This window comes from Micrococcus sp. HG099 (assembly GCF_024723355.1).
GTDB classification, from domain to species: Bacteria; Actinomycetota; Actinomycetes; order Actinomycetales; family Micrococcaceae; genus Micrococcus; species Micrococcus endophyticus.
The window spans coordinates 1-18,554 of sequence record NZ_JANQCJ010000014.1; the positions used below are offsets into that span (position 1 = coordinate 1).

Consider the following 18,554-nt stretch of genomic DNA (forward strand, 5'->3'; position numbering starts at 1 on the left):
GCCGGGCCCCGCCCCGAAGACCCGCGGGCCGCCGTCGTGCGCCTGCGCGCCGCCGCCCGCTCCCGCGCCGCCCACCCGCGCGCGGTCCGCGTGCGCCAGCTCAAGGGCCTCAAGCGGCTGCTGACCGAGGGGCAGGACCGGCTGGTGGCCGCGCTGGGGCAGGACCTCGGCAAGCCGGCTACCGAGGCGCTGATGACGGAGATCGTCTCCGTGCGCTCCGAGGTGGACCACGCCCTGCTGCACCTGACCGACTGGATGGAGCCGCGCCCCGCGAAGCTGCCGCTGGCACTGCGGCCCGCGAGCGCCGAGGTGCGGCCGCGACCCAAGGGGCTCGTGCTGATCATCGGCGCGTGGAACTACCCCGTGCAGCTGACCCTGGCGCCCCTGGTGGGGGCGCTGGCGGCCGGCAACGCCGTCGTGGTCAGCCCCTCGGAGAAGGCGCCGGCCACGGCCGCGGCGCTGCGCGAGCTGGTGGCGGAGCACCTGGACTCGGCGCTGGTGTCCGTGGTGGAGGGCGGCAAGGACTGCAACACCGCCCTGCTCGCGGAGCCCTGGGACCACATCCTCTACACGGGCGGCGAGCGCGTGGGGCGGATCGTGTACGAGGCCGCCGCGAAGACGCTCTCCCCGGTGACCCTGGAGCTGGGCGGGAAGTCGCCGGCGGTGGTGACGCCGTCGCGCAACACGGGGGCGATGGCCCGGCGCATCGCGTGGGCGAAGTTCACCAACGCGGGGCAGACGTGCGTGGCCCCGGACTACGTGCTGGCCGTGGGCGACGTCGCGCACCGGCAGGTCGTGGAGGAGCTGCCGGGCGCGCTGCGCGAGTTCTACGGGGCGGACCCCCGCGCGTCGAAGGACTACGGCCGGCTGGTCTCCGCGGAGCACGCGGAGCGGCTGCGGGACCTGCTGCGGGAGGACCTCGACGCCGGCGCCGAGGTGCTCGTCGGCGGGGACGTGGACCCCGCGCAGCGGTACATGGCGCCCACCGTGGTCACGGGCGTCCGTCCCGACGGTGCTCTCATGCGCGAGGAGATCTTCGGCCCGATCCTGCCCGTGCTGCGGGTGGACACCTTCCAGGACGCCCTGGACTTCATCGCCGAGCGCCCCCACCCGCTGGCCGCGTACCTGTTCACGGACCGGCCGAGCTACCACCGCGCCTTCGACGACCAGGTGCAGGCCGGCGGCCTCGGCTACGACGTCGGCCTGCTCCACGCCGGCATCGCCACCCTGCCGTTCGGCGGCGTGGGCGCCTCCGGGATCGGGGCGTACCACGGGGTGCACGGCTTCGAGACGTTCTCGCACCTGCGGGCGTGCATCACGAAGTCCGACCAGGTGGACACGCTCAAGACGGCCTACCCGCCGTACGGCTGGGTCAAGCGGACGATGATCCCCAAGATGCTCTGAGGGGGCGCGGGGCGAGGGCGGGGGTCAGCGCTGCGGCCAGAAGCCGCGGCGGGCGTAGACCTCGGCGAGGACGTCGGCGCGGTCCGTCATGACGCCGTCGACGCCGAGGTCGAGCAGGCGCTCGATCTCCGCGGGCTCGTCCACGACCCACACGTGCACCGGCAGGCCCGCCGCGTGGCAGCGGCGCACGAAGTCGGCGGTGGCCACGGGCACGCGGCCGTGCCGGACGGGCACCTGCACGCAGTCGACGTCGAGGGCGTACCGGCGCAGCCAGCGGGTCAGGCCCAGCGGGCCCAGCGCCACGAGCGCCGCGATGGCGGCCGCCCCGCCCGACGTCGCCACCCGCTCCGGTCCGGACGCGCGCTCGGGGTGACCGAGGCGGACGAGGGCGCGCCGGAAGAGGCGGCGGCGCGAATCGTGGAACGAGGCCACGAGCACGCGGTCCCAGGCGTCGTGCTCGGCGAGGATGCGGGCCAGGGCCGGGGCCGACGCGCGGTCCTTGAGGTCCACATTGAGGCGGGCCTCGGGGAGCGCCGTGAGCAGTTCGGTGAAGCGCAGCAGCGGCTCCCCGCCGACCGTGACGTCCACCAGCCGCTCCCACGTGTGGTCGCGCAGCCGGCCGCGGCCGGTGCTGACGCGGTCCAGGGTGTCGTCGTGGAAGACGACGAGCTCGCCGTCCGCCGTGGTGCGCACGTCCAGCTCGAGGTAGGTGAACCCGGCCGCGTGGGCGTCCACGAACGCGGCCAGGGAGTTCTCCCGGTCGACGGCGGCGCCCCGGTGCGCGAACCCCAGCGGGTGGCCGCGACGGGCGGGAACGGAGTCGGTGAGGTAGGCGGGGGCAGGACGGGGCGAGGTCGGACGCACGGGATCACCGTAGCGGGGACGGGCGGTGGGCTGCTCACTGCCGCAGCCGGGAACGCGAGAGGTCGGCGCACCGCCCACGCATGAGCCTGCCGGGCCGCCCCACCCCTTCAGTCTTTGGCCTCGTCTGAGAACATCCTGTTCGCCGTGCGCCCCACCAAGCCCGTCATGGTCGCGTCCACGGACCCACCGACAACTCCACCGACCAAGGGCACACCCTTGGCCAGGGTCAGGAGGGGGCGCTGTGTACCGTACTTGGCCACGAGGTAGAAGCCCGCTTTCTTGTTGATTTGGCGCAGGACTTGGATGGGAATCCTCTGGACAGCAGCCATGGCCGCTTTCTCGCCGATCTGCACGCCCGCGGCTCGGGCAATCTGTTGGGCGCTGGACCCGATCGCGACCATGGTCACGACCGTACGAACGTGCGGGTCCATGGGGTCATAGCCGCGAAGATGTGCGATGGCCGCAGTCAAGCGAGCATTGATGACGAGCGAGCCAGCCACATTCGCCGGGATCGTCACCGGCATGGTGACGAACCCGCCAAGGCTGGTCACAAACCCTGTCATGCCCGCTGCCTGCACGGACTCACGGATGAGGCGCCGAACGGCACTCTCGACCGCCCGATCGGAGAAGGATGTGTCGTCCGGCCCGGCTTCTTCGCCCGACAGCTTGGCCCGCGCACGCGCCAAGCGATCGTCAGCCCAGGCGATCGCACCGGTAAGCGGCCCTACGCCATCTGTAATGACCTTATCGATCAATTGGTTGAGCTGTCGTGCCATCGGCCCGGCGTTTTCTTCGCCCGGCAGATCCGTGCCCCCGTCCTGGGACTCATTCATGCCAGATCCCCTGCCTCCCCTATCGTTCAGGGGGCCTCCCCCCTACCTAACGAACGTCACCAACACTGCAAGTGGTCTGTGACCTTGACCCACGGCACCAGCTGCACACTCCACGGAACGATGTCCAGGTGCTGGAGCCGGCCAGAAATGAGAATGGGATGGACGCCCTGACGTTCCGCCTCGGTCTGAACCCACTCCTCTGAAACATCTTCCGGCACGGACTCCCACTCGGGAAGGGCCCACTCAGATGCCAGAGCATCCGCGGCTGCTTCATGTTCCCCTCCCGCGGGACCGAGCGCCTCGTCAATGACAGGCCCCTCTGCCGCATGCCCAAGAACAACGTGAGCCGCCTCGTGGAGCAACGTGAACAGAATCATGTCCATCCGGCCCGTTCGCCCGGACAGGGCGATCACGGGTCGGTCAGCTCGACGGTCGAGGATGAAGGAGGCGCCGCTGACCTTGCCGGATTTGAAGCCGGGCACGTAGACGAGGCGTACACCCACTTCCGCGAACCGCGCCGGAAGGTGCATTACGCCGCTCGGGGCAGTGACCACTCGGGTGAGCTCGGCAGCCAAGGACGCCAGGTCCTGGGCCGAATACGTTGTCGAGACACTTCGCTTCATCGCCTCGTGACGTGCGCACGCGAGCCAGGCGGTTTGTTGTGGTGTCGGCGGCTCGTGCATGTTGTGGCGGCGTGCAGCGGCGGAGAAGGACGGATCCTCCCAGATCGTCCGCAGACCGTAGAGGGTGGCCAAAGCTGCGGGCTGTCGGGGTTCCTCATCCGGAAGCATGCCCCGTTCCACGAGCTCCTTCACCGGAGCGATGTCACGCATCCGCTTCCTCGCCGCGGCGAGGTCGACGACGTTCTCCGGAGTCTCGTCCAGGGCGCGCGGGATGCGGCGTCCGCGACGGGGGACAGTGATCGACACCCCCCGTTCCGCGTCACGACATGTCAACTGCAGAGTGAACCCACACGCCTGCGCCACGCGGGCCAGCGACGAGACGCGGAGGTTCCCGTCCCCACCGAGGAGTTGGGACAGACGGGCAGGCGTGACGCCCATGCGAACAGCCACGCCGCCCTTCTTCTCACCGGAGGCTTCGACCATCTGCTCGATCAGGGATCCCACGGCTCCGCACAGGGCGGCAGCCGCCATCTCGGCCGCGGACGGCTCCGGCAGCTCCGACTTCTGAAGGGCCTCCACGGTGGCCGCGGGCCTCTCAGCGATGACGGCGGGCCCCCCTCGCCGCCGCGGGGCGCGGGGTACGGTGATCTCCACGCTGCCGTCCGCCGTCCGGGCGGTCATCGACCCCGCAAACCCCGCGGCATGCAACAACCGCCCCAGAGTCGACATGCGCAGGTTGCCGTCGCCGTTCACGATCTGTGACAGTCGCCCCGCGGTGACCCCCATCCGCGCGGCGAGGTCCGTCCGCGGCCGACAAGATGACTCCACCACCTGCTCGACCAACGATCCGATGGCGCCCGCCAGCGCGGCCGCGGCAGCATCCCCCGACGATGGCCCCAAGGCCAGGAGCCCGTCGTCATTGCTGGTCATGCTCCCTGTCCTCCTTCGCAATCGTCTCGGCCGTGTGGATGTCTTCGGGGTCTGCGCGCTGACTCATCTTGGGCCAGGCGTGCAGAAGCCGGAGGTGTTCGTCCATCTCGGGGAACCACCAGCACGGACTGTCGGGGTCGGGGGAATCCGACCGCTCCTGGATCTTGCCTTTGGGCTTGAACCCTCCCTGGCCGTCGGTGTCAGCGAACGCGATCCGCTTGTTGCCGTGCTTGAACTCCCACACCCCGTTCTGCAGAAGGTTCACGTCCGTCGCCCGTTCAGGCTCTCCCTGTTCAGCAAGGAAGCGCATCTTGTGCCGCAGGGCGTCGCGGTCCTTCACTTGCTCGTCGTCAGGAATGGTCGGGGACAGCGGATCCTCCTCCCACTCGCCCCGGGACAACTTCTCCCAGAAATCTCGGGCGGGCGACGTCCCGTCGCTGCGTACCCCACAGGTGATGTGGTGACACCACTCGTCAGGGCGTCGTCCACCAAAGATGCCATACCGCCCGACTTTAGTCAAAGCTAAACTCCTCTCACCCCAGCAGCGAGGACCGCTTGCCGGCCCAGCTGACCGCCAGCACATCGCGTGCCCGCGTCGCGGCCACGTACAGCAGGGACCGCTCGCGCAGCAGTGCGTCCGCGCGGTCGGCGTCGCTCGCCGCGGCGCCGCGCACACTCAGCGGCACAGCGCCCTCGCGCACGTCCATGAGCAGTACGCGCGCGAACTCCGTGCCCTTGGCCCGGTGCATGGTCATCACGACGGCGGCCCCCGGCTTCACGGCTTCCTGGTCCACGGCGCGGACGTCCACACCGCGCTCGGCCAGAGCCGAGGCCACCCTGTCCCGGGCGCTCTTGGTCCGCACCAGGACGGCGACGGTCTCCGGCCGGACGTCCTCGTCCGCCAGCCAGGACTTCAGCAGGTCGGCGGCGGCGTCGTACTCGTCCGCGGCGCTGGCGGACGGCAGGACCGTCGGCACGGGGCCTGAACGCACGGAGCGGTACTCCCCGTGTTCCTCGGGCAGGCCGTCCAAGTCCTCGAAGTCGGCGCCGTCCAGCACCTGCATCGCCCACCCGAGCACCTGCTGGGTGGTGCGGTAGTTGAGGGTCAGGCGGCGCGACCGCCCCCGCGACGCGATCCCATAATGGCTGAGCACCAACTTCTGCCCATAGATGCGCTGGTGGTTGTCCTCCGCGATGAAGAGGTCGTTCCGGCCGGGCGCCACGAGGGCGCGCAGCAGCTGCCAGCGGCTGGGGGTGAGGTCCTGGGCCTCGTCCACCAGCACGTGGTCGAACAGCGCCGGCGCCCCCTGTTCGGCTCGGCGCTCGAGGTGCACGGCGGCCACCTGCGCCACCTCGTCGAAGTCCAGGGTGCCGGCAGCCGCCGCGGAACGCCGGTACTGCTCTACGACGCCCCACACCTTGGCGCGCGCAGCCCGGTTGAGCGCAGTGCCGCGCCCGCGCCGCGGGGCGCGAAGATACCCGTCACGCCCGGTGATCCGCTGGGGCAGCACCACCATCGCGTACTCGGCTTCCAGGAAGGACGGTGTCCGCTGTTCCTTGTCCAGCTCGCCTCCGGCCACGGCGAGGGCGTCCTCCCATGCCCGGGCGTCGGTCCGCCGGTTCAGGTCCACGGCGCCGCCTCCCAGCACCTCCTGCACCACGGTCTGTAACTCGGAACCCGCCTGGCGCGCGACCGCGAACGCCAGCGAGTCGATCCCGGCCACGTGCACGCCCGACTCACCGGGGTGGGCTGCGAACGGCAGGTCGGGGTCCAGCCGCTGCAGATCTCGGCGCAGGGCATCGGCGAGGTTGCGCGTGTAGGTGGTGAGCAGGATCCGTGCGCCCGGGTTCTCCGCTGCCAGGCGCTGCGTCCGGTGCAGCAGCACCACGGTCTTGCCCGTGCCGGCGCCTCCGGTGAGCTTGGCGGGACCGTTGTAGTCGCGGTCCACGAACTGGCGCTGGACCGGGTGGAGGAACAGCTGCCACGCTGCGAAGTCGCCGCCCTCGATGGCCCGGCGCAGGTCCTCGTCGTCCTCGATCCACGCGAAGGAGACCTGAGCGGCCGGATGCTTGAGGCCGCGGATCAGCTGCTCGTCCTCGGTGCCGGAGTCGTCCACGGGCTGAGTGAGGCCGAACGCGCCCTTGACGTCCTCTACGGACACGCCGGTCCCGAGGTCCACGAGAGCCAGGCCCTGCCAAGGCACCTCGGCGGCATGTGCCACCTCAAGGAACGCGTTCTCGTCCTTCGCCTGCAGGGCTGCCACCGCCAGGTCCTCGTCGAGGCCGAGGTTGCGCAGGTCCTCCGCGGTCACGCCGTGCCCGGCCAGCACCGGCGACGACGGCGCCATGGTCGCGGCCTCCTCCGTCGCCGCCGGCTGGGCCGCCGGGACCGTAGGCGGCGTCGGGATGACCGACTCGGGGACCGTCGCCTCGGGCACCTCCACCGGCTCGGGCATGGGACCGTCCGCACGCAGCGCCTCTCGGACGGCCTCGGTCATGCGCACCTCGGCGACGCCGTTGATCGGGTTTCGCGTCAGGGTGATGCGCTCAGCGAGGCGGTTGCCCTTGTCATGCTCGTAGACCCCGACCAGCACATAGGACACGACCTCCTTGTCGGTCAGCTTGAACATCACGGCACGGTATCCGTCGTCCACCCGTCCGGTGCGGACGCGGCGGTCCGCCGCCCCCTTGATCGGTTCCACATGGAGCCCCGGGCGAGTGTCGTCTTCCACGACCTTGGACATGAACTCGAGCGTCTTCGCCTTGAGGCGGTTGTCCTTCGGGTACTCGAAGTTGTTGTTCAGCACGATGTTCGCCATGGGTCTCTCCTCAGCCCTTGAGTCGATCGATGATGGGAGGCAGTCCGTCGGCCGAGTCGAATACGGTCCATCCGGCCGAGGCCAGGTCGGCGCGATCGGGTTCCGGCAGGTCCACGGTGACAGCGATCTTCCGCTGCGGCCACGCGAAGGAGACGGGCAGCCCGGAGATCTCCTCGCCGACCAGCTCGGGCACCTCCACCCCGGCGTCGGCCAGGGCCCGGGCCACCGCGATGTCGTCCTCCATGACCAGGTCCGGCCCGACGCCGGCCCACTCCCCCGGCAGGGCCGCCTCGGCGGCCTCGGCGGCCGCCATCTGCGACTCCACGGTCCGCGCCGCACCGGCGGGCACCAGGTCCACGGGCCCGAGGTCCGCCGCGGCCGCGCGCGTCTCCGCGAGCACCCGGGTGGCGGTGGTGACCTGCACGAACCCGGCGGGGGTGACGGCGTTGGCGATCTGCAGCCAGGCCCGCCAGGCCTCCGCATGGTCCTCCCGGTCCACCGCGGCGTCCCGGTCGTCCAGGACGACAGCGGTCTGGAGGCTCGCGTGGTCGGGGCTGAGCCGGGAGAGCACTACGAGGTGGTCCCGACGCCACACGTAGCCGACCTCGCCGCCGTCCGGGCCGACATTCCCGTCGAGGAGAGCGAGCGCCGCCTCCGCCACGGTGTCCGCCTCCGGGAGCGGCACCGTGGTCGCGAGGCTCACGAACAGCGCTCCCAGCCCGCGGCTGAGACCCTGCCGGGCCTCGGCGTCGGCGGGGCGCTGCATGCGGCCGATCAGCAGGTCGATCGGCCCTGCCCGGTGGTCCTCCACCACGGCCTGGGTGGTGCCGTTGCCCAGCTGACCGGACACCGCGAAGTACGCCTGAACCGCCTGGGGGCTGAGCCAGTCGGGCACGGTACCGGCGGCCGTCGCCGCCTGGGCGCGTTCCAGGTCCTGGTGGGTCACGGCGACGACGGCGATCCCGTCCGCGCGCAGGTCCTCCCGCTTGCGGGCGTCGTCCGCGATCCGGTTGTGCCCGGGGGCCGCGTGGTACCGCCACCCGTCGGCGAAGACGGCCACGTCCTCCTGGCTGCGGTCCTCGGGGCGCAGTAGGAAGTCGGGCATCACGTAGTCCATCCGCGCCTGCGGGACCAGGCGCCAGCGCATGGCGCCGAGGCCGCTGATCACCAGCTCCACGCCACCGGTCCCGGAGACCTGGCGCACCTGGCCACCGGCGGCCTCCACGCGGGCGGTGAACACCTGGCGGACGAGGCGCTCGAGGTGGGACTCCGGATCGGGGTCCACGACGACGACGCCCGCCTCCGGGTTCCATCCCATGACCTCGGGATCCAGGGAGGAGACGTCCGCATCCTTGTCCACGCCCAGCAGGGATCGGAGGTGCCGCTCGGCGGCGGCGCGGGAGAGGTGCTCCGTCCCTCCCCCGGGAGCGAAGGGCAACAGGCAACGGTGGCAGGCGCTGCGGTCCTCGTCCGTGCACGGACAGGCAGCCACCACCCGCAACGCCTTCACCAGCACGCGCCACAGCCGCTCCGGCGCGGCGAGGTCGGCGAGGTATCCGGTGCCGCCGGGGACCACGTCGTGCAGGAGCAGGCCGTCGTCCACGCCCCCGCCCTCGGTGCGGGGCACGGGCACGGCGGCCACCTGCAGGTGGTCGGGGGCGCCGCCGATGTCCTCCCGCAGCCCCAGCAGCAGAGCCGCGGTGAGGGAGGGCACGGCGAACGAGTCCGCGAGGGTGAGGTGCGGTGGCAGGGTGAGGACCACGCCCTCGGTGCGGAGCCCACGGGTGAGCAGCACGGTGCGCACGTCCTCCGTGGTGCCGTCCCGGTGGGGACACCAGGGGCGGTGCTCGGCGCGGGAGTTCTCCCCCGCATGGTCGTCCAGGCGCCCGCAGCCGGCGCACACGCGGAAGGGCGCGAGCACCACATCGGCCCCGGCGATCCGCCGGTCGGTGGTGCCACCCTTCATGCGTGGGCCCACATTGATCCACTGCAGCTCCAGGCCGCGGTGGTGGGTCACGCCCAGGTCCTGGCCCACGTGCCACCGGCGCTGCACGGTCTCCTCGGAGAGGTCCGCGGCGGTGACCACGCCGAAGGGGGTGCGGCGGCGCGCGTCATCACGGTCGTCGATCCGGTCCCGGTCCCGGCGGACCTCGGCGTACACGTGCTCGAGCCGGACGACGTCGTACCGCTGGCCCGTGTCCGCGATCGCCACGGACGCGCACCGCGGGCACACGGAGGGGACGGCCGCCGCGGCCGGCAGCTCCGCGCCGTACCCGCAATCGGCGCAGAGGGCCCAGGACTGCACCTTGTCCCCGTCCCGGCCCACGTCGATCCCGTCGATCCGCATGGCCAGCTCGTGGGTGTAGAACGTGGCACCCGGGGCGAACTCGGTCAACGCGCGGGCGGAGGGGCGGGTCACGGAGGTCGCGTCGGACTCGTACTCACCGGTGTCGGGGTCCAGCCAGGTGACGCGGGCATCCAGGGTCACCGAGTCATCCAGGAGGGTGTAGTTCGGCAGGAGGCCACGCTCCTCGAGCGCGGACACCCAGTGCCCGGATCGGTGCTCCTTGGCCTCCCGCACGGCGAGGCGGCGGGCCACCTCGGCCAGGCGGTGGTCGCGCTTGTCCTCGTCCGAGGCGCCGGGGCTCTGGGCCGCCTGCGCCAGGGCGGGCAGCGCGGTCTCCACCTCGCGGACGTGTCGCTGCAGGTCGTCCTGCCGGCGGGCGAACTCCCCGACGGCGCCGCGCACCTGGGCGCCGAGCGATCCCTCGGGCGCCCACTCGCCGTCCGGCTCGGGGGTGGCCCACGCGCGCAGGCCCACCTGCACATGCTCGGCCAGGGAGGCGAAGCCGCCGAGAAAGGCGTCCAGCCGGGGCTCGGCCTCGTCCCGGGCCAGGGCCAGCAGATCCCCGAGGAAGGTGCCGTCCGCGGCGCTCGTGAGCACGTCAGAAGCGCGCTGGGGCACCGGGGCGCCCGGCCGGCGGGCGATGGCGTCCGCTAGAGAGGCCAGGTATTGGCGGCGGAGGATCTCCTCGGCGTCCAGATAGGTGGCCGGTGGGCGGACGGCGCCGTTGATGAGGGAGGCGGGGTCCCCGAGGCGGGGCAACTGGTCCCCGCGGCCAGTCACGAACGCCATGGTGAAGGCGTTGCCGGTGAGACGGCCGGCGCGGCCCACGCGCTGCACGTACTGCGCCACGGCGCGTGGCAGGGAGGAGAGCATCACGGCAGAGAGGTCGCCGATGTCGATGCCCATCTCCAGGGTGGGGGTGGCCACCAGCACGTTGGGGTCGTCCGGCGCCTGCGCGCCGCGCTTGAAGCCGTCCTCGATGCGGCGGCGCTCGGTGTCGGCGATCAGCGAGGTGTGCTCGGCGGAGACGATCCGCCGCATGTCCGCCCCGCGGTAGAGGCGGCGGTAGAAGGTGTCCTCGCGGGGCGCGGCCCGCAGGGAACCGTCGCAGCGGACCACGGTGCACGGGGCGCCGTTCAGCTGCGCCACCACCTCGGGGGTGGCGGGGAGCTGGTCCTGGCAGGTGTCGCACACCAGCAGGGCGGCCCCGCTGGCTAGCTCCTCATCCGTGAGGGCGCGCAGGGTCACGGCCCCGGCGGGCACGCCGTACACGCTGGCGCCGGAGTCCGTCGCCACCTCCCGCAGCACGTCATCGCGGGCCAGGGCGGCGAGCAGGCGCTCGGCGAGCTTGGCGCCGTGGCGGCCCGCCACGCCCAAGTTCTTCACGGTCCACTTCGCGTACCAGCCCTGGGCGGAGCGGACGGTCTCGAGGTCGCTCTCCTTGTTGGGGTTGGCCCCGCCGACGCGCGGGAACGCCGGGGCGCTGCGCCCCTTGGGGAAGGCGGGCATGCCGGTCTTGGGGCGGCCGCCCCAGATCCGGTAGCGGCGGCCGTCCTCGGCGAGGTACTTCTCCAGCCACTCGTGGTGGATGCCGCCGGAGCGGCGGATGTGCTCGAGCACTCCACGCACCCACGCGGTCAGCGCCGCATCCGTCACGCCTCCCGTGAGCACCGCCTCGACCCCGGCGTCCAGGGTCTGCACCTCATCCTCGGTGAGCACGCCGCGGGCGATCGCGGCGAGGCGGGCGGCGGGGCCGGCCTCCACGGCCACGCCGACGCCGCCGGTGGCTTCGAGCGTGCGCCCGTAGCCGGTCTGCAGGCCGAACTCCAGGGTGGCGTCGAACAGCAGGCGCCTCTTCACCCAGCGCCGGTCCGTGCCGCTCACCTGGGCGGCTGTCTCGGCCGCCCAGAACCGGCGGAAGCGGTCCAGGGAGAGCGCGTCCGGCGGCACCAGCCGGTAGCGGGCGAAGGCGTCGTCGCCGGCGGCGGCGAGGACGTCGTCCACGAGGGTCTCGAGGGTGGTGGGGGTGGTGCCCACCTGCGCCCCGAGGGCCGTGCGCAGGCTCATCGCGTGGGAGCGGGCCTGCACGAACCCGGCACGGTGCGCGGCGTCCTGCACGGAGTCCGTGAACACGAGCGCCTTCTTCTCCCGCTCGTCCAGGGCAGGGTCCCCGTACAGCACGGAGAGGGTCACGGAGAGCAGGGTGGCGATCGCCGCGCCGAGGAAGCGGATGCCGTCCGCGCGGCCGCAGGCGGGGCAGTCGTCCTGGTTGCTTCGCTGATCGGCATCCTGGCCGGTTTGAGTGAGCACCGACAGCACATGCCCGCCGAGCAGCGCCGGGTCGTCCTCGGCGGGGCGGGCCGGCAGCAGGCGACGAGCAGAGACGTCGAACCAGCGCAGCCCCTCCACCTGCCGGCCCTGACGCTCGCGCTCGTCCTCGCCGGGGGCGTGGAGGAGGGCGCGGAAGCGGGACTCTCCGGCGGCGTGGTCACGGCGGATGTCCGCGTCGTGCTCGGCGAGCTCGTCCCCCGTGGGGGCCAGGCTGACACCCCATCCGGAGCGGCCGCAGTGGCGGCAGTACACAGCGGGGAAGACGGCCGCGGGGGCGCCGTCCTCGGCACCGACCCATGCGCCGCCGGCGGGTCCGTCGTCCGACCAGCGATAGGCGGGCACGGCGGAGGCCACGCGGTCCACGCGGGTCAGCTCGCGCACCCACAGGTGCAGCTCCACACTGACGGCGTCCCGGCCGTGGCTGGCGCGCACGTGGCTGAGCGCACCGATCAGGGCCTCGAGGGCGCGCACGTGGTCCGCGTACTCGGCGGAGAGCCCGACGGCGGCGAGCAGCTCCGGCACGGGACGCGCCTGGGCAGCGGCCTCCACCAGGGCGCGCACGTCCGGGTGGCGGCGCAGCAGGGCGGGAGCGTCCTCGGCACTGAGGCCGTCCTCCGCGTGGAAGGCGCGCACCGCGGCGGCGGTCAGCGCGGCAGGGTCGTCGGCGTGCGCGGCCGCGGTGGCGGCGAGGTCCGCCAGAGACCCGTCGCGGGCAAGCTCGGCGAGCCGGCGCGGGGTGGCGGCCACGGCGGGGTCGGCGGCGGCTGCCCAAGCGTCGTAGTCCACCATGGTCTCGGTGACGACGGCCTCGAGGCCGAAGGGCTCGCCGAACACGGTGGCGGCGAAGTCGAGCATCACGGAGGGGTCGGACTTGTCCCCGAGGGTGGCGGAGGTGGCCACGGGGGTGATGCGGCCGAGGGGGCGGGCTCGCTCGGCGTCGGTGACGGTGGGGTCGTCCTCGCGCCAGTGGGACTTGAGGGCAAGGCCGAGGCGGCGCAGCAGCATGGCCACGTCGGTGCCCTGGGCGCCGTCGTAGGTGTGGAACTCGTCCAGCACCAGGTACTGAAGGGAGCGGGCGGAGCGCTCCCACAGGGGCTGATCGTCCGGACGCAGGAGGAGCTGGTCCAGCATCTTGTAGTTAGTGAGCAGGATGTCCGGCGAGGTGTCCCGGAGGGTGTGGCGGTCCGTGATGAGCCCGTCCGAGGAGACGCGGGTGCGGGTGCCGGTCTGGTTGCCGGTGTAGATGCCGGCGGTCACGGAGCGCAGGGCGGGGTCGCCGGCCAGGGTGGCGGCCAGGCGGCGGGCCTGGTCGTCCGCAAGGGCGTTCATCGGGTACAGGATGAGCGCCTTCATGCCGGTGGTCCCGGCCCGCTTGGCGCGCAACACGTGGTCCAGGATCGGGTGGAGGAACGCCTCGGTCTTGCCGGAGCCGGTGCCCGTGGTGATGAGGGTGGGCTCGGGCCGCTCCCCCACGCCCGTGCGGCCCAGGGAGGTGAGCCGGGCGTAGGCCTGCGCCTGGTGCCGGTAGGGCGTCCAGCCGGGGGTCCAGTCCAGGTGGTCCCGCCAGTCCGGGTCCGCCGCGCGGAACGGCAGGCGCAGCCGCACGTAAGGACCCTTGAACAGGCCGTCCCGCTCGTGGCGGAGAAACTCGTCCAGGGCGCGGCGGGGTTCGGCGTCCGCGAGGGCGAACGTGGTGGCCAAGTAGTCCACCAGCCCGTCCGTGATGCGGCGGGCCTGCAGGGTGGGGAGCAGCTCGGGCATCAGCCCTGGACCTCCTGGAGTCGGCGCTGGAACTCGGCGTAGGCCACACGGAAGTCCTCCTCGCGGTCCCGGGTGGCGAAGGGCAGCTCGTATTCGTAGGCCACGCCGGAGCCGGGGTGCACCGCGGTCCGCTCCTCCTGCGTGATGCGCTCGCCCTTCTTCTTCCACACGGAGAGCACCTCGGTGGGGACGAGGCGGCCGTTGCGGTCGAAGGTGTACTTGTCTTGGTCATAGCCGTGGAGCACGGCGAAGGTGGTGCGGTAGACCGTGCAGAGGTCCTCCACGTCCACGCCGAGCATCAGGGCCACCAGGGCGTCGATCTCCACCTGGGCATTGCGCCGGTCCTCGGCCCGCCGCAGCGGCACCTCGGCCGTCCATTCCTTCCCGACGACGGCACTCCCGTACCGCGGCAGGATCGCCTCGTCCTCGGCGAAGGCCGGATCCCAGCACTCGTCCCACAGGTCCGCGTAGGCCTCGGTGAGGCAGTTGAGCTGCAGGGTGCGCAAGAGCAGCGAGGGCACCAGTGGATGAGACAGCGGCACAGCTGGTAGGCGGCGAATGTCCGAGGCCCTTAGATTTGCCCGCGGAGCTGATCGGACGTAGAAATCGGTTAGAAGACTCATCATTGAACCGCACACGGTTATCATGTCCTTGATGTCAACTCCGCAAGGCCCCATGGAGAATATTCCGTCGATATGAGTGGCGCCTGGCGGAATGATCGCAGGGGTCAGAGTGCGCTCATTTTCGACCTTCACCATCTTGCGCCATGCAATCCTGTACGAGTCGCTGGCTGGTCCATAGCTCGCCCATGAATCATATCGATCCATCAGTTCATCCTCACTCAATAGGAGTCTGAATCGAGTCACCGGATTGGCATTATTGCTCAACGCTTCCAGATCAATGGGAGATACATCTTGAGCACTGCGCATTGACATGTTTGGTGATTTATAAAATGGCGTACCCGCCCAAAGAAACGTTCCTGACAGAATCGCTTTGCACCAGGGAGGCGTACCCCAGTCCCGCGCGAAGACTCCGCGAGCGAAGTCGAGATCCTGATCCCAGCCGCGCGAGTACCCGAATGGCATCTCTCCAACTCGGCGACCGGAAGTGGCCATAGAGTGAAGGATCGTCGCCGGAGCAGATCCAACCATGTAAGCCATCTGTGGCGTTCGATGATCGGGGGCATCGAAGACTTCCGTCCAGGTCTCTAGAGTCTCATCATCAATCCGATGAATGCGACTCGAGTGAGCCCGCATGTCCCACGAGTTGTTCCACTTAAGGCCCGGCTCTTCACCCAACCCCGTGTGAATCAGGGACGAGGTCAACACGCTTGGGTGGTAAAGGTACGCTGCATGCATGAAATCCACTGCAGTTCGGTACGCCGCGTAGATATTGACACTGAAGATCATTTTCGAGGCAATACCCTCAAAAAGCACATCCTGGTTGGAGAAGTGCCAGTGCCGGCGCAGTCTCCTATAGCATTGCATGCGCAACAATGCGGCGGATTCGTCAGTAAAATGCGACTCCTGATGGATCAATGCTGTGACTCCGAGAGCATGCTGTCGAGACCAACAAGCCGCAATAAATACTCTGTACAGATCTGGCTGTCCAGTCAGTATCGGAAAGTTAACCGTGTCCGAGAAGTATGCGGAGGAAGCAGTCGTCAGCGAGACGCTATCCACCAAGTGAGCGACTGCGAAGCCTGCTTGCATGATCTCAAGCCACCTGGCGGATTCTTCTTCCTGCGATATTCCCTTTGCCAGCTTCCACCAGGGGTCCAAGTCCGAAAGAACCGCCTTCATGTCATTACGCGGCCGCACCCACGGCGGGTTGCCGATCTGCAGGTCGAAGCCGCCGCGCGCGAAGACGGCGGCGAAGTCCAGCTCCCAGTGGAAGAAGCCCTGTGACTGCGCCACCTGCTCGCAGACCGCCAGCCACGGGTGCGCTTCCAGGGCCTTCTCCACAGAGACGGCGTTGGTGCCGGCGCGGTCCCAGAGCTCGTAGTCGTCCAGCTCCTCCCAGGACTCCACACTTGCCAGAGACTCGGTGTCAGCATTCCTCACGTTCTTGGTGGACTCCACGCCGAGCAACATCTGCAGGGCGCCGATCCACTGCTCCATGCTCGGCGGTTTCACCTCGGTCTCCGTGAGCGGCCAGAACCACAGCGCGCACCAGGCGTCCATCACACGTCGCAGACGCCGGTAGGCACCGTTCTGGTCCGCCAGCGACTCCTCGATCTGCTCGCGCGTGACGGCACCGCGCTTCTCCGGCACCTCGCGGCCCCAGAGGTCCAGGTCGCGGCCGGACTGCTGCTCAGCCAGCGTCAGTCGCCGCAGCGCAAACGCCCAGAGCTTGTCTGCCCGCTGCGTGAGGGCCTCGAGCTCCTTGACCTGCTTGGCCGAGAGCTTGCGGCGCATGCTCGAGCGCCACCCCTTCAGCGCCTTCACCTCGTCCGGGACGAGGTCCCGCACCAGCTTCGGGGCCTCCACACCGGAGCCCCACCCCTCGGAGGGCAGCAGGAAGTGGAAGACGGAGCCGGAGGTGAAGGAGCCGTCGTCGACAAGCTCGGAGAGCGGGCGGTCCTCCGGGACCGCCTTCATCCACGCCCGGTCCTTGCGCAGCTGCGCCCCCGAGTACACCGAGCGGCGGGCACCGATCAGCGAGTTGCCGCGGCGCAGCCGCAGGCCGAACCACGGGGCCTGCAGGCCCTCCACCATGGTGGACAGCCACAGGGAGACCTCCGCCAGCTCCACCGCCGTCGCGTTCAGGTCCACCCCGTACACCTGGTGTAGCGCGATGTGCGCCTTCGCCTTCTGCAGTTCGTGCGGGTAGTCCTCCGGGTCGATGCTGCGGCCCAGCTCCGCCTGCCGGCGGGTCAGGTACTCTCGGGCCAGCTGGTCCACCGCCTCGATGGCGAACGCGCCCGAGCCGAGGGCCGGCTCGCAGACGGTGAGGTTCAGGATGTCCTCCGCCGAGGTGGTGGCGCCGTCCTGGTCCAGGAGCTCCTCCAGCGCCTGCTGGACGGTGAAGCGGGTGAGGACCTCCGGCGTGTAGTAGGACGCGGACTGCTGCCGCTCCCGGCCGGAGAGGCGGTACACGAACGTGCCTTTGCGGTGACGGACCGGCCGGCGCTCGTGCGTGACCGGGTCCTCCTCCTCCACGAAGTCCTTGCGGTCCAGGTGGTCCGCGCGGTCCACGGGCACCACCCACGAGCCCTTCGAGGCGTCGCCGCCCGGAGCCACCTCGAACAGCTCGTCCTCCGCGAAGAAGCCCGTGTAGCTCATCAGGCCCTCGTACACCGCGCCCAGCTGGTTGATGCCCAGCTCCCCGTAGGAGATGAACCCGCGGTCCCGGCCCTTGCGCTCCTTGGAGAGCAACAGGTGGCGCAGCACCTGCTGCAGGGCCGCGTTGGAGAGCTTCACCTCGTCGATCAACGCCGTGGCCGCCGGCGCGAACAGGTCCGCCCGCAGCGGGTGGAACTCCAGGCCCCCGGTGGCGTCCTCCTGCTCCGGCGTCCACGGGCGCGGGCCCGCGTCCACCAGTCGGGAGAGCACCGCGAGCGACTCATGCAGATGCGTGCCCCGGCGGGCCTGCTCCGTGGCCAGCTCCACCAGGGTCAGCTCCCGGAGCCGGTCCACCGAGTAGCCCGCGTCGTACTCCGCGGCCCCCGAGGGCAGCACCCCCAGTTCCGGGGACGCCTCCGCGTACAGCAGGAACAGGATCCGGTAGAGGTACCGCAGGGACTGCACAGCCAGTGGCTGCGCCTGGTCCCCCGGCAGCGGAGGCAGGCCCGCGTCCGCGCGGCGCGCGACGACGTCGTTGGCGATGATCTCGATGGACCGCCGCACGCCCTCGCGCAGGTCCTCGGAGACGCCCACCGTGTGACGCACCGACTCCTCCAACACGCCCGACCACCACACTGCACCGTCCGCGTCCGGGGCGAGGGAGCCGGCCTCCAGGATGGTGAGCGCGCGGTCGATCTCCCCGCCGCGGGCGGCGTCGTTGCGCTCGGCCACCGTCTGCAGGTCCACCGCCAGGTAGCGACCCTCCGCCCAGCGCGCGCGTTCGGCCACCACGGCCCAGCGCCCGGCCAGCAGAAGGGTGAAGTCCGGGCCGGCCGGGTCCACGAACAACGTGGACAGGGCGCGCGCCGCCGAGTGGTGCTCCGTTCCGGCTTCGTCCACGAACGGCACGGCCAGGGTGCCGCGGGCGTCCTGCGGGTCCCCCTTGGCTACAGCGTCCTCGAGGGCGTCCACCGGCCGGGCCCGCAGAATCGCGAGCGGGGCCTTGCCCTCGATCCCCGCCGAGGACACTCGAGTGACCGGGCCGTCCACCGCGAGGGAGAACTCGCCGGTGCGGTACCCGAGGACGGTGAGGACGTCGTCGTACACCGCGTCCGCGGCCGCCTGCCGGTCCGCGGGCTCCGCGGCCTCCCCCGCGGCCTCCGACAGCGCCCCGAAGCGCCGCTCCAGGTCCCCGCGCGCCGCCGTGAACCGCTCCCGCGGCGATGAGGCCCGCTCGTCCCATTCCTTGCGCCGGGCGAGGACCTTGGCACGGAAGGACTCCTTGGTGGCGTCCGAGGTGAAGTAGTGCTCGGAGAGCCACTCCCCCACCACCACGAATGCGTCGCTGACGGCCATGG

At 70.9% G+C, this 18,554-nt stretch carries 8 protein-coding genes; 1 reads left to right on the top strand and 7 read right to left on the bottom strand.

The genetic code is table 11. The annotated features are described in order from the left end of the window. Positions 1-1,404, top strand: a 1,404-nt coding sequence (locus NWP10_RS02535; protein ID WP_258299783.1) for an aldehyde dehydrogenase family protein, incomplete at its 5' end; no start/stop codon positions are given. 24 nt (positions 1,405-1,428) lie between these two features. On the opposite strand, the gene NWP10_RS02540 is transcribed toward NWP10_RS02535, so the two are convergent. The 7 genes from NWP10_RS02540 to NWP10_RS02570 all read right to left on the bottom strand — a co-directional run bounded on the left by NWP10_RS02540 (position 1,429) and on the right by NWP10_RS02570 (position 18,552). Beyond that, the gene (locus tag NWP10_RS02540) at positions 1,429-2,268 is read right to left on the bottom strand and encodes a glycerophosphodiester phosphodiesterase (protein WP_258299784.1); all 840 of its coding nucleotides are present in this window, start codon (positions 2,266-2,268) and stop codon (positions 1,429-1,431) included. A gap of 107 nt (positions 2,269-2,375) precedes the next feature. Beyond that, the gene (locus NWP10_RS02545; RefSeq protein WP_258299785.1) at positions 2,376-3,101 is read right to left on the bottom strand and encodes an EcsC family protein; all 726 of its coding nucleotides are present in this window, start codon (positions 3,099-3,101) and stop codon (positions 2,376-2,378) included. Between the two features lie 56 nt (positions 3,102-3,157). Beyond that, the gene (locus tag NWP10_RS02550) at positions 3,158-4,654 is read right to left on the bottom strand and encodes an XRE family transcriptional regulator (protein ID WP_258299786.1); all 1,497 of its coding nucleotides are present in this window, start codon (positions 4,652-4,654) and stop codon (positions 3,158-3,160) included. Further along, the gene (locus NWP10_RS02555; protein ID WP_258299787.1) at positions 4,641-4,994 is read right to left on the bottom strand and encodes a hypothetical protein; all 354 of its coding nucleotides are present in this window, start codon (positions 4,992-4,994) and stop codon (positions 4,641-4,643) included. The genes NWP10_RS02550 and NWP10_RS02555 overlap by 14 nt, the downstream gene beginning before the upstream one ends. 193 nt (positions 4,995-5,187) lie before the next feature. Continuing rightward, entirely contained in the window at positions 5,188-7,473 is a 2,286-nt protein-coding gene (locus NWP10_RS02560) for a 3'-5' exonuclease (RefSeq protein WP_258299788.1), read from the bottom strand. 10 nt (positions 7,474-7,483) lie between these two features. Then, positions 7,484-13,912: a DEAD/DEAH box helicase gene (locus tag NWP10_RS02565; RefSeq protein ID WP_258299789.1), complete on the bottom strand. Its 6,429-nt coding sequence runs from the start codon at positions 13,910-13,912 to the stop codon at positions 7,484-7,486. Continuing rightward, positions 13,912-18,552 carry an Eco57I restriction-modification methylase domain-containing protein gene (locus tag NWP10_RS02570; protein ID WP_258299790.1) on the bottom strand — a complete coding sequence of 1,547 codons (4,641 nt, stop codon included), beginning with the start codon at positions 18,550-18,552 and terminating at the stop codon, positions 13,912-13,914. Before NWP10_RS02570 ends, NWP10_RS02565 begins: the two co-directional genes overlap by 1 nt. Positions 18,553-18,554: the final 2 nt, after the last annotated feature.